We start from the raw sequence: 15,927 nt of genomic DNA on the forward strand, positions 1-15,927 counted from the left end.
GATCGTTGAGTGATCTCTTAAGTGCCCTAAGACACTAAATCAATATCCTGGCAGTGCCGAGTGCTTGAGGATTTGTCGTGCGTCTTGAATGGATTGAGCCGATCTCCTGGTATCACTTATGACCACTGCCACTCGAGTATCCGAACAGTCAATACCCAATATTCCGGGCTACACAATCACCGAGCAGCTCTACAGAGGATCGCGAACGGCCGTCTATCGAGCTGTCCAGGATGGTGATCAGCGATCGGTGGTGTTGAAAATCCTGCTGTCGGACTATCCCACCTTTGGTGAACTGGTGCAATTTCGGAATCAATACGCGATCGCCAAAAACCTCAATCTGTCTGGCATTATTCATCCCCTAACTCTTCAGCCTTTCGGTAATGGCTATGTACTCGTGATGGAAGATTGGGGAGGATTGTCTCTCAATCAATACCTACAGCAGCACAGGCTTAATTGGGTCGAAGTGCTCAAGATTGCATTACAATTGACCACCATTTTGCACGATCTGCATCAGCAGCGTGTTATTCATAAAGATATTAAACCCGCCAATATTCTGATTGATTCCGCATCGAAAGAAGTAAAGTTAATTGACTTTAGTATTGCTTCTTTGCTACCCAAGGAAACTCAAGAAATTCAAAATCCCAACATTCTAGAGGGAACTTTAGCCTACCTGGCTCCCGAACAAACTGGGCGCATGAATCGTGGCATTGACTATCGAGCTGATTACTACGCTTTGGGTGCGACGCTATACCAGCTATTAACGGGTCAATTGCCCTTCATTGCCAACGATCCCTTAGAAATTCTGCATTGTCATATCGCCAAAACAGCACAGCCAGTGGATCAGGTGAACCCATCAGTACCCGAGATGGTGGGGGCGATCGTGGCCAAGCTGATGGCTAAAAACGCTGAGGATCGATATCAAAGTGCCCTGGGTCTTCAGTATGATTTGCAGCAATGCTTAAGCCAATGGGAAACAACAGGAACGATTGCATTATTTGAACTGGGACAACGAGATCTGAGTGATCGCTTCCTAATCCCTGAAAAGCTCTATGGTCGTGAGAGTGAAGTACAGATTTTGCTCAAGTCTTTTGAGCGAGTTTCCCAAGGCGCGTCAGAACTGATGCTAGTGGCGGGATTTTCGGGGATTGGTAAAACGGCTGTTGTGAATGAAGTCCATAAGCCAATCACTCAGCAGAAGGGCTATTTCATTAAAGGGAAGTTCGACCAATTCAATCGCAACATTCCCCTATCAGCATTCGTGCAAGCTTTGCGGGATCTGATGGGGCAACTGCTCTCAGAATCCGACAGTCAATTAGCCGAATGGAAAACTCAAATCCTCAAAGCTGTTGGTGAAAACGGCCAGATCTTGATTGAGGTGATCCCGGAGCTGGAGCAGGTCATTGGTCAGCAGCCCGCAGCCCCAGAGCTTTCGGGAACCGCAGCTCAAAATCGATTTAATTTACTATTTCAGAAATTTATTCAGGTTTTTACGACCATTGAGCATCCGTTAGTGATTTTTCTAGATGACTTGCAGTGGTCTGATTCTGCTTCGCTGCAATTGTTGAAAGTGCTCATGGAAAGCAGTGGCTATCTGCTGATGTTGGGTGCTTATCGAGATAACGAAGTCTCACCAGTTCATCCCCTGATGTTGACGATCGGGGAATTGGAAAAAGCGAACTTAACCGTTAATACAATCACTTTGTTGCCACTGAACCTAAAGCATACCAATTGCTTGGTGGCGGATACATTGAGATGCAGCCAAGAGCTATCAAAGCCACTGACTCAACTGGTCGATCGTAAAACCCAAGGGAATCCCTTCTTTACGACCCAATTTCTGAAAGCGCTTCACGAAGATGGGTACATCGTCTTTGACCGTGATCAAGGCTATTGGCAATGTGATATTGCTCAAGTCAATGCTCTGGCGCTGACGGATGATGTGGTGGAGTTTATGGCGTTGCAGTTGCAGAAACTGCCGACAGCGACGCAAGAGGTCTTGAAATTAGCAGCTTGTATTGGCGCACAGTTTGATTTGCAGACTCTGGCGATCGTGGCAGAGCAATCCCAAACGGAAGTAGCCACTTGCCTATGGAGAGCATTGCAGGAAGGATTAATCATTCCGATCACTCAGGTTTACAAGTTTTTTCAGTCTGAGGAAGTTGAGCAGCTTGAAGCTCAGAATTATGCCAACCCAGCCTATCGATTCCTGCACGATCGGGTGCAGCAAGCGGCCTATTCTCTGATTCCCAGGGATCAAAAACAATCAACTCATTTAAGCATTGGTCGATTGCTATTAGAAAGCACGAGCATTGAGACTCTGGAATATAGCATTTTCGATATTGTGAATCACTGGAATCAAGCTCTGGATCTGATCTTGGTCAGTGAAGCAGATAGGATGAGCCTCATTCACCTGGATATTTTGGCCGGCCGGAAAGCAAAAAACTCCATTGCCTATGATGCAGCACTTGGCTATCTCAAGATTTCTATTTCTCTACTACCTCCCAATATTTGGAGTTCTCAATATAACTTGGCTCTCGATTTGTATAACCTCGCCGGAGAAACGGCTTACCTTTCGGGAGATTTTATATTGATGGAGCAGTGGTTATCTGTTCTACTCAATCAGACTACCAGTGTACTAGACCAAATTGATGCTTATCAGACAAAGATTCAAGCATATACCGCCCAAACTCAACAGCAAGAAGTTGTCAATCTTTCGTTACAAGTTCTTGAAAAATTGGGAATTAACTGTCCAGAGAAACCCAGCCCAAAAGCAGTAGATCAAAGCTTCACAGATCTACAGACTAAGATATTTCGTCTGGTAAATAACTCGATTGAAGCTCTTAGTCAACTGCCAAGAATGACAGACAAAAAATGGTTGGCTGTGGTTCAAATTCTTCAATGTGCTGTCCCTACAATCTATCAAATTAACGCACCATTGTTTCAGATAATGGTCTTTAAGCTCATTGATCTATCTTTGGACTATGGAAATACTGCTTTTTCATCATTTGGCTATGCTTGCTATGGACTTTTGCTTTGTGACAAAAATCAAATAGAAAATGGATATCAATTTGGACATCTTGCGGCGATCTTAGCTGAGCAATTTAATGATCGCAAAATTCAAGTTAGAACCATGTTCTGTGTTAGTGTGTTCATTAATGTTTGGAGAGATCATATCGATGACGTAGTTGCATTGCTGAAGAACGTACACCAATGGGGAATTGAGCAAGGTGAACTCGAGTTCTCTGGGTACGCAATGTTTCATTATTCATTTTGCTCTTATTTTTCCGGAATCAACTTGAGTTCACTCAAAGAACAATTGGCTGATGGTGTTGAAATACTGAAAAGCTTGAACCAAGACTCGTCCATGAATTGGACTCAATTTTACTTGGAGTCGATTCTGTCATTACTACAAGAAAAACACGTTAATACCCCAAACGTGCAATCTGATCGGGCTAATACTTTGGAACGTCTCGGTCAACAACAAGACTTTCACGGATTATTTCATGCACTTTTAAATCACGGTAGCTTATTTTTCTTGATGGGGTATATTTCTGAATCACAAGAAGCCCTACAACATGCAGAAAAGCATCTAGATGCTGTGACAGGTAATATCGCATTATCAATATTTACATTTTATGATTATCTAACCAAGGTTGCATCTTATTTTGATTTGAATAGTTCTGATCAATCTAGCATGTTAAAAACATTAAATGACAGGAAGCTGAGTATGCAACAATGGGCGATTCACGCCCCAAATAATTATCAGCATAAATTTCATTTAATGGAAGCTGAATATTATCGGATATTGGGTGAATTCTATAAAGCAATAGAGTATTACGATCTTGCCATTGTCGGAGCTAAGGAAAATAGATACCTTCAAGAAGAAGCTCTCGCCAATGAACTCGCTGCTAGGTTCTATCTCGATTGGGGTAAGGACAAAATTGCCGCGATTCATATGCAAGAAGCCTATTACTGCTATTCTCGCTGGGGCGCGAAAGCTAAAGTTGCAGATTTAGAAGAACGTTATCCTCAATTATTGCAACCCGTTTTGCAAGCAACCAGCCAGCGCTTGACTATCTTAGATACCTTCTCAAGTCTTACTACTCCTGCCTATTCAATTCATTCTACGCCTCGCACACATTCTTCCAGCAACATTAACCAGACTCTGGATCTGTCTACTCTGTTGCAAATTGCTCAAACCTTTGCTAGCACGATCGCCCTGGATGAACTCCTACAAACGCTAGCTCAGACGATGCTTGAGAACTCTGGTGCAGACCGATGTGCTTTGATGCTTTGCGAAGAGAATCAATGGCAAGTGCGAGTAATAGCAGACCTAGAGCGAGTAACTTTGCAGTCTGCATCGCTCGACAATAACCTAACGGTTCCTGTGAAGCTTATTCAATACGTAAAAAACACTGCAACGATGGTGATGGTTGATGATCTCAAAACTGATCTTCCAGTGATTGGTGATTACCTGAATCAGCATCAGCCGAAGAGTGTTCTATGTTTGCCGATTCTCAATCAAGGAAAGCTACGAGCTATTTTGCATTTGGAAAATCACTCCACTAGCGGCGTATTTACGAGTGATCGCATTGCAGTGCTCAACTTTCTTTGCACCCAAGCGGCAATTTCTCTGGAAAATGCGCGACTCTATCAACAATCTCAAGAATATAGTCAACAGCTAGAGCAATCTCTCCACGAGTTGGACAATACCCAATCCCGTTTTCATAATCTAGTGGATAACGTTCCGGGGGTAGTGTATCAGTTCCTCATGAAAACTGATGGCTCAGTATCAATGCCCTATATCAGCAACGCTTGTTATGACCTGTACGAAGTTACGTCCGAACAAGCGATCGCCGACGTACGCATTCTCATGAATATGACACATCCAGAGGATGTTGAACTGTATCGTCAAACGATTGCTGATTCAGCTCAAGCCTTAACACCTTGGCGGTGGGAGGGAAGAATTATTACCCCATCTGGAAAAGTTAAGTGGATTCATGGAGAATCACGCATTAAAAAACTGGCAGATGAAACGTTGGTTTGGGATGGACTTTTGTTGGACATCAGTGAGCAAAAAGCTGCATCACAAGAGCGCGAAGCGGCAGAGGCTTCGTTGAGGGATTTTCAAGAGAGGCTGACATTTCTGATTCAGCAAACACCTGTTGGCATTATTGAATGGAATGACCAATTTAAGGTGGCGAGCTGGAATCCATCCGCTGAAAGAATATTTGGTTATCTTGCAGAAGAAATGCTGGATCACCACGCAACTCAGATTGTTCCAGAATCGGATAGACCCCTTGTAGCTGAAGTTATGACAGCATTGCTGGAACAAAGGGGGGGATTCCATAGTTTAAATCAGAACATTCGGAAGGATGGAACGATCATCACGTGTGAATGGATCAATACGCCTCTGGTAGATAATGAAGGGAAGGCTATTGGCATCTTTTCGATGATTCAGGATGTTAGCGATCGAATTTTGGCTGAAGCTGTAATTCAGCAAAAGTCTGAAGATCTAGAACGTACATTGCAGGAACTACAAAATGCTCAGTTGCAAATGGTGCAGAGCGAGAAGATGGCTTCTTTGGGGAACCTAGTGGCGGGTGTTGCTCACGAGATTAATAACCCGATCGGCTTCCTGAATGGCAGCATCAATAATGGTAAAGAGCATGTGCAGGACTTGCTGGAACACCTAGCCCTGTATCAACAGCATTATCCTAGTCCCACTCCTCCGATTCAAGATCACGCTGAAGATATTGATTTGGAATATGTTTGCGAAGATTTGCCCCAACTCCTGAATTCAATGCAAGGGGCAACCGATCGCATCAAATCGATTAGTACAAGTTTGCGGACTTTCTCCCGTGCGGATACGGAATATAAGGTCAGCGCTAACCTGCATGAAGGGATTGATAGCACGCTGCTGATTCTGAAATATCGGCTCAAGGCGAATGCTAATCGGCCGGCGATCGAGGTGATTACCAACTATGGCGAAATACCATCGATCGATTGCTTCCCGGGACAGCTCAACCAGGTATTTATGAACATCCTGGCTAATGCGATCGATATGTTTGATGAGCTGGCCCAGGGGCGATCGTTCAAAGAATTAGAGGCACATCCTCAACAGATCACCATCAGCACAACTCTGGTAAACAACCAAGTGCAGATTGCCATTCGGGACAATGGCAAGGGGATGGATGCAGAAGTGCAGTCAAGAATCTTTGACCATTTATTCACCACAAAATCCGTAGGTAAAGGCACAGGGTTGGGTCTCGCGATCGCCCAACAAATCGTAGTGGATAAACATAGCGGCAGTTTAACCGTTGAGTCTGAGCCAGGACAAGGCGCTGCATTTTTGATTCGACTGCCGATCAAGTCATAAGTTCTATTACGCAATACTAAGCTGTTATATCGAGATAAATTACGTCCGTAAGTCATGTCATATTAGGCACTTCAAGGTTGTCGTATTATCAGGAGGGAGCCTTATACTGAAAAGTAGGTTTTCTTCTTAACCACATCCATGTCCCCCCTCACCAGCTCTTCATCCCGGCCATTGCCTGCAATTGCTGGCTATACGATCATTGAGCAACTTTATTGGGGATCGCGAACGGCTGTCTATCGAGCTGTCCAGGATGGTGATCAGCGATCGGTGGTGTTGACAGTCTTGCTGTCGGACTATCCCACCTTTGGCGAACTGGTGCAATTTCGGAATCAATACGCGATCGCCAAAAACCTCAATTTTCCTGGCATCATTCACCCCCTGACTCTTCAGCCCTTCGGTAATGGCTATGTGATGGTGATGGAAGATTGGGGAGGATTGTCTCTCAATCAATACCTACAGCAGCACAAGCTTAATTGGGTCGAAGTGCTCAAGATTGCCCTGCAACTGACCACCATTCTGCACGATCTGCATCAGCAACGCGTTATTCATAAAGATATTAAACCTGCCAATATTTTGATTAATCCCGAATCAAAAGAAATTAAATTAATTGATTTTAGTATTGCTTCTTTATTACCTAAAGAAACTCAAGAAATTCAAAATCCAAATATTTTAGAGGGAACTTTAGCCTACCTGGCTCCCGAACAAACCGGGCGTATGAATCGCGGCATTGACTATCGAGCTGATTACTATGCCTTGGGTGCGACGCTATACCAGCTATTAACGGGTCAATTGCCCTTCATTGCCAACGATCCCTTAGAAATTCTGCATTGTCATATCGCCAAAACAGCACAGCCAGTGGATCAGGTGAATCCGTCAGTGCCTGGGATTGTAGGGGCGATCGTGGCCAAGCTGATGGCTAAAAATGCTGAGGATCGATATCAAAGTGCCCTGGGTCTTCAGCATGATTTGCAGCAATGCTTAAGCCAATGGGAAACAACAGGAACGATTGCATTATTTGAACTGGGACAACGGGATCTGAGCGATCGCTTCTTAATCCCTGAAAAGCTCTATGGTCGTGAGAGTGAAGTACAGATTTTGCTCAAGTCTTTTGAGCGAGTTTCCCAAGGCGCGTCAGAACTGATGCTAGTGGCGGGATTTTCGGGGATTGGTAAAACGGCTGTGGTGAATGAAGTGCATAAGCCAATCACTCAGCAAAAGGGCTACTTCATCAAAGGGAAGTTCGACCAATTCAATCGCAACATTCCCCTATCAGCATTCGTACAAGCTTTGCGGGATCTGATGGGGCAACTGCTCTCAGAGTCTGACAGTCAACTAGCCGAATGGAAAGCTCAAATCCTCAAAGCTGTTGGTGAAAATGGCCAGGTCTTAATTGAGGTGATTCCAGAGCTAGAGCAAGTCATTGGTCAGCAGCCCGCAGCTCCGGAACTGTCAGGAACCGCAGCCCAGAATCGATTTAACTTACTGTTTCAGAAATTTATTCAAGTTTTCACGACTGCCAATCATCCCTTAGTAATCTTCCTGGATGACTTGCAGTGGTCTGATTCCGCTTCGCTGCAATTGCTGAAAGTGCTCATGGAAAGCAGTGGCTATCTGCTGATGTTGGGTGCTTATCGAGATAACGAAGTCTCACCAGTTCATCCCCTGATGCTGACGATCGGGGAACTGGAAAAAGCGAACTTAACTGTTAATACAATCACTTTGTTGCCACTGAGCCTAGAGCATACCAATTGCTTGGTGGCGGATACGTTGAAATGCAGCCAAGAGCTATCACAGCCACTGACTCAATTGGTCGATCGTAAAACCCAAGGGAATCCTTTCTTTACGACCCAATTTCTGAAAGCGCTTCACGAAGATGGGTACATCGTCTTTGACCGTGATCAAGGCTATTGGCAATGTGATATTGCCCAGGTCAATGCCCTGGCCCTGACGGATGATGTGGTGGAGTTTATGGCGTTGCAGTTACAGAAGCTGCCGACAGCGACGCAAGAGGTCTTGAAGTTAGCAGCTTGTATTGGCGCGCAGTTTGATTTACAGACCCTGGCGATCGTGGCAGAGCAATCGCAAACGGAAACAGCCACCGTCTTGTGGAGAGCTTTACAGGAAGGACTAATCATCCCAATCACTCAGGTTTACAAGTTTTTTCAGTCTGAAGAAATCGAGCAGATTGAAGCTCAAAATCATGCCAATCCAGCCTATCGATTCCTACACGATCGAGTGCAGCAAGCGGCTTATTCTTTGATTCCGCAGGTACGAAAGCAAGCCACTCATCTTAAAGTTGGACAGCTCCTGCTGAATAGTACGCCACAAGAAGAATTAGAAGTCGCAGTTTTTGACATTGTCAATCATTTGAATATAGGAATTGACACTGATCCATATTCTGTATCGGTGATTCAGTTAGCAGAATTAGCACTTTTAGCGGGTATGAAAGCCAAGATTTCGGTCGCTTATCAAGCGTCCATTGAATACTTTAATATTGGACTTCAGCGATTATCTCAAGAAATCTGGGACTCCCACTATCATCTCATGCTAAATCTCTATCGGGAAAAAGCAGAATGTAGCTACCTTGTTGGTGAATTTAGTACTTCAGAAACTTTACTAAACTACATTTTAGAGTGGATTACAGATCCTTTAGATACAGCTCAAATTTATAGCATTCTTATGACGCAGCGAATGACCTTGGGAACAAATATGCTATCTAGCGTTGAAGCAGGGATTAAAGGTTTAGCTGTTTTAGAAATGGTATTGCCAACTGATGAAAATGAGTTGAAATCTTTAGTAGAGGTAGAGCGGCAACAAGTTCAAACTAATATTTCTCAAGTGCCAGTTCAAGCTCTGCTAAATTTACCTGAAATGACCGAACCAGTTCAGCAGAGTTGCATGAAGCTTCTAGCAATTTTGTATTCAGCTTCTTATTTGGCAGGTAATCAACTGCTGAATTTGCTAACAACTCTGCGCATGGTGAACCTATCCCTCAGGTATGGACGAGCAGAAAGCTCCAGCTTTGCTTATTGCTGTTACGGCATGATGTTGGCATTTGAAGGAAATTATCAAAGCGCTTATGAATTTGGCAAGGTCGCTTTAGATATTGACCGCGTGTTTAAAAATACTCAATTTATGGCCAAAAACAATAACCATTTTGCTCACATTATCAACCCTTTTTCGCGGCCTTTAGCAGAGAATATACCACTCTATAAACAATCGGCTGAGCTGTGTGCAGAATCGGGCGATTTAGTTTTTGGGGCATGGGCAATTATTTTCTTGATTTGGTCTCATCTTTTGAAAGGAACTCCTCTGCTTTCTGTACAAGAAGAAATTCAAAAATATCTCGGCTATGTTGAAAAAACAAATGATCAAAATATGCTGTGTGTTTTTCAACTTCAAAGACAGTTTGTACGAGAACTAATAGACGATGTAACTGAGGACAAGATCCTAACAGCACCTGGCTACTTTGAGCATCCATTTTTTCAGTTATGGCAACAAAGTCACTTTAACGTTGCTATTAGTTGGTATGGCTTTTTGGTTTTACAGCGAGCTTACTTTAAAGGTGATTATGCCCAAGTTTTAGCAATATCAGAAACTTTGCAAGATACATTGCCTGCAAACATGGGATTTTTTCCCATCATCATCTACCATACTTATTATCCCTTGAGTTTGACAGCCATCTATGCTGATGTGAACGAAGAAACTCAATTAGCTTACTATCAACAAATTCAAGAACATCAGAAATTATTAGAAAAATGGGCTGAGGCTTGTCCTAATAATTTTTTGCACAAATACTATTTAGTTACAGCAGAGCTTGTTCGTTTGAGTGGAGATCGCAGTTCAGCAGTTGATCTATATGATCGCGCCATCCTACTGGCTCAAAAAAACGAGTTCATTCAAGAAGAGGCTCTCGCCAATGAACTTACTGCTAAGTTTTACCTTGATTGGGGAAAGGAGAAGATTGCTGAAAGTTATATGCAAGAAGCTTACTATCACTATGCTCACTGGGGAGCCAAGGCTAAAGTAAATGACTTAGAGGAACGCTACCCCCAGTTATTGCAGCCCATTTTGCAAGCTGCAAATCAACGCTTGACTGTTTTAGAAACACTATCGAGTCTTAGTGCTCCTACTTACTCAATTCATTCTACGCCTCACACCTATTCTACCAACAATATCAATCAGACTCTAGATTTAGCTGCATTGCTACAAATTTCCCAGACTTTCGCCAGCACGATCGCTCTGGATGAACTGCTCAAAAAGCTGACCCAAGCCATGCTTGAAAACTCTGGAGCAGATGGATGTGCCTTAATGCTCTGCGAGGACGATCGATGGCAAGTTCGGGTGATGGCAAATGCAAAACAAGTAGCACTGCAAGCTGTGCCGCTAGAAGATAACTCTACGGTTCCTACCAAACTGATTCATTACGTAAAAAACACTTCAATGACAGTGGTGGTTGATGATCTCAAGACTGAGCTTCCCGTAATTGGCGATTACCTCGTTCAACATCAACCTAAGAGCGTATTGTGCTTGCCAATTTTCAGTCAAGGAAATTTAAACGCTATCTTGTATTTGGAAAATCGATCAACTAGTGGTGTATTCACGAGCGATCGTATTACAGTGCTCAACTTCCTTTGCACCCAAGCCGCAATCTCTCTGGAAAACGCCCGACTCTATCAACAATCTCGCGAGTATAGCCAACAGTTAGAGCGATCGCTGGATGAGCTGAAAATTTCTCAATCTCGCTTCTATAATCTCGTAGATAATGTTCCTGGGGTGGTATATCAATATTTGATAGCTCCTGATGGTTCGATGTCAATGCCCTACATTAGCAATGATTGTTATGACCTTTATGAAGTTACTGCTTCTGAAGCGATTGCTAATGTGCAGATCCTCATGGACATGGTGCATCCAGAAGATGCTGAATCTAATCGTCAGTCAGTGGCAGATTCAGCTCAAAACTTAACTCCCTGGCAGTGGGAGGGGCGAATTGTGACTCCTTCCGGAAAAGTTAAATGGATCCGTGGCGAAGGGCGAGTAGAAAAACTGCTTGATGGAACTTTAATGTGGGATGGATTATTGCTAGACATCAGCGATCGAATCTTGGCTGAAAATACAATCAGGCAGAAATCTAAAGACTTAGAAAATACCTTGCAGGAACTAAAAAATGCTCAATTACAGATGGTTCAGAGCGAAAAAATGGCATCGCTAGGAAACCTAGTGGCGGGTGTTGCTCACGAGATTAATAATCCGATCGGCTTCCTGAATGGCAGCATCAATAATGGCAAAGAGCATGTGCAGGACTTGCTTGAACATCTAGCCCTATATCAGCAGCATTATCCTAGTCCCACTTCCCAGATTCAAGATCACGCTGAAGATATTGATTTGGAATATGTTTGCGAAGATTTGCCTCAACTCCTGAATTCAATGCAAGGGGCAACCGATCGCATCAAATCGATTAGTACAAGTTTGCGGACTTTCTCCCGTGCGGATACGGAATATAAGGTCAGCGCTAACCTGCATGAAGGGATTGATAGCACGCTGCTGATTCTGAAATATCGGCTCAAGGCGAATGCTAATCGGCCGGCGATCGAGGTGATTACCAACTATGGCGAAATACCACCGATCGATTGCTTCCCAGGCCAACTTAACCAGGTATTTATGAATATCCTGGCTAATGCGATCGATATGTTTGATGAGCTGGCCCAGGGTCGATCGTTCAAGGAATTAGAAGCGCATCCTCAACAGATCACCATCAGCACGACTCTGGTTGATGATCAGGTACAAATTACGATTCGGGATAATGGCAAGGGGATGAATGCAGAGGTGCAGTCAAGAATCTTTGACCATCTGTTCACCACAAAATCCGTGGGCAAAGGGACAGGGTTGGGTCTCGCGATCGCCCAACAAATCGTAGTGGATAAACACGGTGGCAGTCTGACCGTTGAGTCTGAGCCAGGACAAGGCGCTGAATTTTTGATTCGACTGCCGATCGAGGGCTGAGCAGTTTGAATTGAGCCAGACGCTGACGAGCACCGATCGACTGGCCCAACGGTTTTGTGCGGCGGGTTAACAGCTTGGCCTAGAGAACCTGCGATCGCATCAGGGCCACGGGCAGACAGCGCACTTTCCCCGTGGTGGGGACATAGGCGCGTTTATTGAACACGTCGTAACCGTTGCGCTCGATCGAGTGCAAAATTCGGCTGTAGAGCATCAAAGCAGCCCAAACGGGCCAACGCGCATCGGGGTGAAGCAGGCGAATGCCCTTAGCGGCGCTGTCAAAAATGGTGCGGGCCCGCTGAATTTGGAACTGCATCAGGGCACGCCAACGATCGTCAACCACACCATTCATCAAGTCTTGTTCGGTGTAGCGGAACCGCTCCAAATCTTCTAAGGGCAGATAAATTCGGCCCCGGTGGCGGTCTTCGCCCACGTCTCGCAGGATGTTGGTGAGCTGGTTGGCAATGCCGAGGGCGATCGCCCGTTCCGTGGGGTCATCCGGGTTGCGATCGGGGCTGGTTTGCATTTGCAAAAACCCATCCCAAGGGGCGCGGGCCGGCTCGCTAGCCACCCCCAAAACCGGTGTGGTCATCAGGCCCACCGTGCCCGCCACGCGATAGCAATATAGCTCTAGCTCTTCGTAGGTCTCGTAGCGACTGCGATAGAGATCCATGCGCTGCCCGGCGATCATGTCGCGGAAGGGCTGAATATCTAGGTTGTAGCGCCCGATCGTGTCAACCAGGGCCACATCAGAATCATCCAGCGCATGGCCACCAAAAAGCTGTTCTAGTCGCCGTTCCCAATCGTCCAGGGTTTCCGGCGTGGTCAGTTTGGCCATGGGCCCATCGACCAGTTCATCAGTGCGCCGACACCAAACATAAATTGCCCAGATGGCCCGCCGCTTAGCCAACGGCATCAGCGCACTGCCCCAATAGAACGTTTTGGAGTACTTGGCTGTGACCTGGCGACACAACTCATAGGATTCTTCCAGGGTCGCCAGGGTGTTAGTGCGTGGCGGGTCAGGCAAGTGCAGCATGAAGACCGGCGGGGCTGGGAAAGGTCGATGGGTCAGTCAAAGGAGTGGCTTAGGCGGAAGCGGCCAGGGCCAAATCGCGATCGCGCTCAAGGCGCGCGGCATTGCGGACAATCGCTTGCGCTGTCAGCTTACCAGAAAGCACAGCCCCTTCCATGCTGCCTAGAAACTCTTGCATGGTGTAGCTACCAGACAGGAAAAAATTCCCGATCGAGGTTTCCTGTTGGGGGCGCAGGGCCTGGCATCCCGGCCGGGCCGTGTAGACCGATCGGGGCGTTTTCTTCACCTTGGCTTTGCGAACTTTTGCCTGGTGGGGAATGTGATCAGGGAACAGCTTGGCCAGCTCGTCCATGGTGGCAGCAATGATGTCTTCATCGGAGCGGCCGATCCAATCCTTGGCCGGAGCCAACACCAATTCCAGCATCGATCGATCCGGGTCTTCGTATTCCCGAGTGGTGCGGCTCATATCCGCATAAACACTGAGGATATCCGATCGGGAGAACAACAACTGGTCGATCGTCGGCAACTTGCAATCAAACCAAATTTGCACATTGATCACCGGCACACCTTCGAGGCCTTGCAGCTTCTCGAACTCCGGCACGGCTTTCCAAGCGTCCGGCATCATGATCTTTAAGGCATCCACCGACATGGCGGACACAAAAGCATCGGCCACAATTTCCTCATCGGGCGCGCCGTTTTGACCGCGCACAATGAAAGACTTCACCGATCGATCGCCATTCAAGACAATTTCCTTCAGCGGCGCTTGGGTGCGCACTTCTCCGCCCCGAGCCGTCACGTAGTCCACGATCGGCTGGCACAACCGCTCCGGCGGGGCCCCATCCAAAAAGGCCACCTTGGACCCATAGCGCTCTTGCAAAAACCGATTCAGCGCCGTCAGGGGAACCGTGGCCGACACATCCTCAGGATTAATAAACGTCAGGGCCTTGGAGGCGGCGATGAAAATGTCGGTGTTCACCTGCTCATCCACCCCCTGGAGCCGCAGCCATTCCAAGAGGCTGTATTTATCCATGGATTCCACATACTGCTGACCCCGCACGATCGCCGGCAACAGCCCGATCGCGAACCGAATTTTTTGCTCCCAGGTCAGCATGTCGTTATTCCGCAGAATCGACATGATCACATTAAACGGGGCGGGAATGTCCGGCACATCAAACCAAGACAGGGTTCCCGGCTTCTCCGGTTGGTTAAACACCAGGGCGTGGCGCTTCCATTGCAGGCGATCGAGAATGTCCAGCTCGCCCATCAGTTGCTTCATGTTGTGATAAGCGCCGAAAAAGGCGTGCAGCCCCGTTTCCAGCCAATCACCATCCTCATCCTTCCAAGCGGCCACCAAACCACCCAACACGGCCTCGCGTTCCAACACGATCGGCTGGTGTCCCGCATCGACCAAATATTTGGCACAGGCCAGGCCCGCTAGGCCGCCACCGGCGATTGCAACTCGCATGGATTTCAACAGTCCTACTCGCTAGGGGTAAACAACGGAAGCCACAGGGCTGATGGGGGTGGAAACCGCCCGATCGCGCTTGAAATGCGATGGGTGTTGGATTCCCTTGAATAATTCTTAAGAATTAATTTTTCAGAGCTATTATACGTTGCAATTCGTTACATTTGGGGCAAATCAGAAGATGATCATCCCCAGGCCACTTCCCGATCGAGCCAGGCCAGAGACCCAAGCCCCCAATCCATCAAGGTTAAGCAGCGTTTCGTCAAGCTTTTAAGACTTAACCAGCTCTTGACCGGCCTGCTTTCGACCCGGCACGCCACCACAGAAGTAGGGCCAAAATCCTAAGAACCGCTGGCGCTGTCGGACACAGGCTCGGGAATTTGCACCTTTTGGCCAAATTTGGGTTCTGTTCCCTTCAACAGGCGGCTGATGTTGGTCTTGTGTCGCGCAATCACAAACACCGTAATCGCCAAGCCAAATAAGCAGTAGGGCAAGGGATTTTGCAAAGACAGCATCAACACGCTGACCATGATTGCCCCGACGATCGACCCGAGGGACACATATCGCCAAATGGCCAGCACCACACAGAAGGCCGCGAACCCACCCAAGCCCACTTGCCAAGACAGGGCCAGCAACGTGCCCAGGCTGGTGGCGACGGATTTGCCGCCCTGGAAATTCAGCCACAGGGATTTGCTGTGGCCAATCACGGCGGTGAGGCCGGCGACCACTTCTAACCAGGGCTTGATTGCCAGCCAGGTGGGATCGACGATGAGGTCGCCAGTCCAGAAGGTGCGCACCAGTCCAATGGCGATCGCCCCTTTCAGGATGTCGAAGATAAAGACAGTGATCCCGGCTGGTTTGCCCACGGTGCGCATCACGTTGGTGGCCCCGGTGGAGCCGGAACCATATTGGCGGATGTCGATGCCTTTGAGCCAGCGCCCGGCTAGATATCCAGCGGGGATGGAGCCGAGCAGGTAGGCCAAAACGAGTAATCCTAGTGCGATCGCAACAGCCATAGTTTCCAGTCCGCCAACGCCAAGCTGAATTCAACGC

At 46.8% G+C, this 15,927-nt stretch carries 5 protein-coding genes; 2 read left to right on the plus strand and 3 right to left on the minus strand.

Annotation, left to right across the window (positions count from 1 at the left end):
- The first annotated feature begins 118 nt into the window (after positions 1-118).
- On the plus strand, positions 119-6,376 hold the full coding sequence (locus H6F46_RS11160) for an AAA family ATPase (protein WP_190405001.1): 6,258 nt from the start codon (positions 119-121) through the stop codon (positions 6,374-6,376).
- Between the two features lie 138 nt (positions 6,377-6,514).
- Positions 6,515-12,379: an ATP-binding sensor histidine kinase gene (locus tag H6F46_RS11165; RefSeq protein ID WP_190405002.1), complete on the plus strand. Its 5,865-nt coding sequence runs from the start codon at positions 6,515-6,517 to the stop codon at positions 12,377-12,379.
- A 79-nt stretch (positions 12,380-12,458) separates the two neighbouring features.
- Here H6F46_RS11165 and H6F46_RS11170 read toward each other — a convergent pair whose 3' ends face one another.
- From H6F46_RS11170 to plsY, 3 genes are all read right to left on the minus strand, one after another.
- Entirely contained in the window at positions 12,459-13,412 is a 954-nt protein-coding gene (locus tag H6F46_RS11170) for a phytoene synthase (RefSeq protein ID WP_099533555.1), read from the minus strand.
- A 49-nt stretch (positions 13,413-13,461) separates the two neighbouring features.
- On the minus strand, positions 13,462-14,874 hold the full coding sequence (pds, locus tag H6F46_RS11175) for a 15-cis-phytoene desaturase (RefSeq protein WP_190356128.1): 1,413 nt from the start codon (positions 14,872-14,874) through the stop codon (positions 13,462-13,464).
- 341 nt (positions 14,875-15,215) lie between these two features.
- Positions 15,216-15,890, minus strand: a complete 675-nt coding sequence (gene plsY / locus H6F46_RS11180) for a glycerol-3-phosphate 1-O-acyltransferase PlsY (RefSeq protein WP_190356129.1) — start codon at positions 15,888-15,890, stop codon at positions 15,216-15,218.
- Between the last annotated feature and the right edge of the window lie 37 nt (positions 15,891-15,927).

The organism is Limnothrix sp. FACHB-1083, from assembly GCF_014696485.1.
GTDB lineage: Bacteria > Cyanobacteriota > Cyanobacteriia > CACIAM-69d > CACIAM-69d > CACIAM-69d.

Excerpts from the sequence above, each read along its gene's own strand:
- plsY (WP_190356129.1), bottom strand. The coding sequence starts at position 15,890 with ATGGCTGTTGCGATCGCACTAGGATTACTCGTTTTGGCCTACCTGCTC.
- H6F46_RS11160 (WP_190405001.1), top strand. The coding sequence starts at position 119 with ATGACCACTGCCACTCGAGTATCCGAACAGTCAATACCCAATATTCCG.
- pds (WP_190356128.1), bottom strand. The coding sequence starts at position 14,874 with ATGCGAGTTGCAATCGCCGGTGGCGGCCTAGCGGGCCTGGCCTGTGCC.
- H6F46_RS11165 (WP_190405002.1), top strand. The coding sequence starts at position 6,515 with ATGTCCCCCCTCACCAGCTCTTCATCCCGGCCATTGCCTGCAATTGCT.
- H6F46_RS11170 (WP_099533555.1), bottom strand. The coding sequence starts at position 13,412 with ATGCTGCACTTGCCTGACCCGCCACGCACTAACACCCTGGCGACCCTG.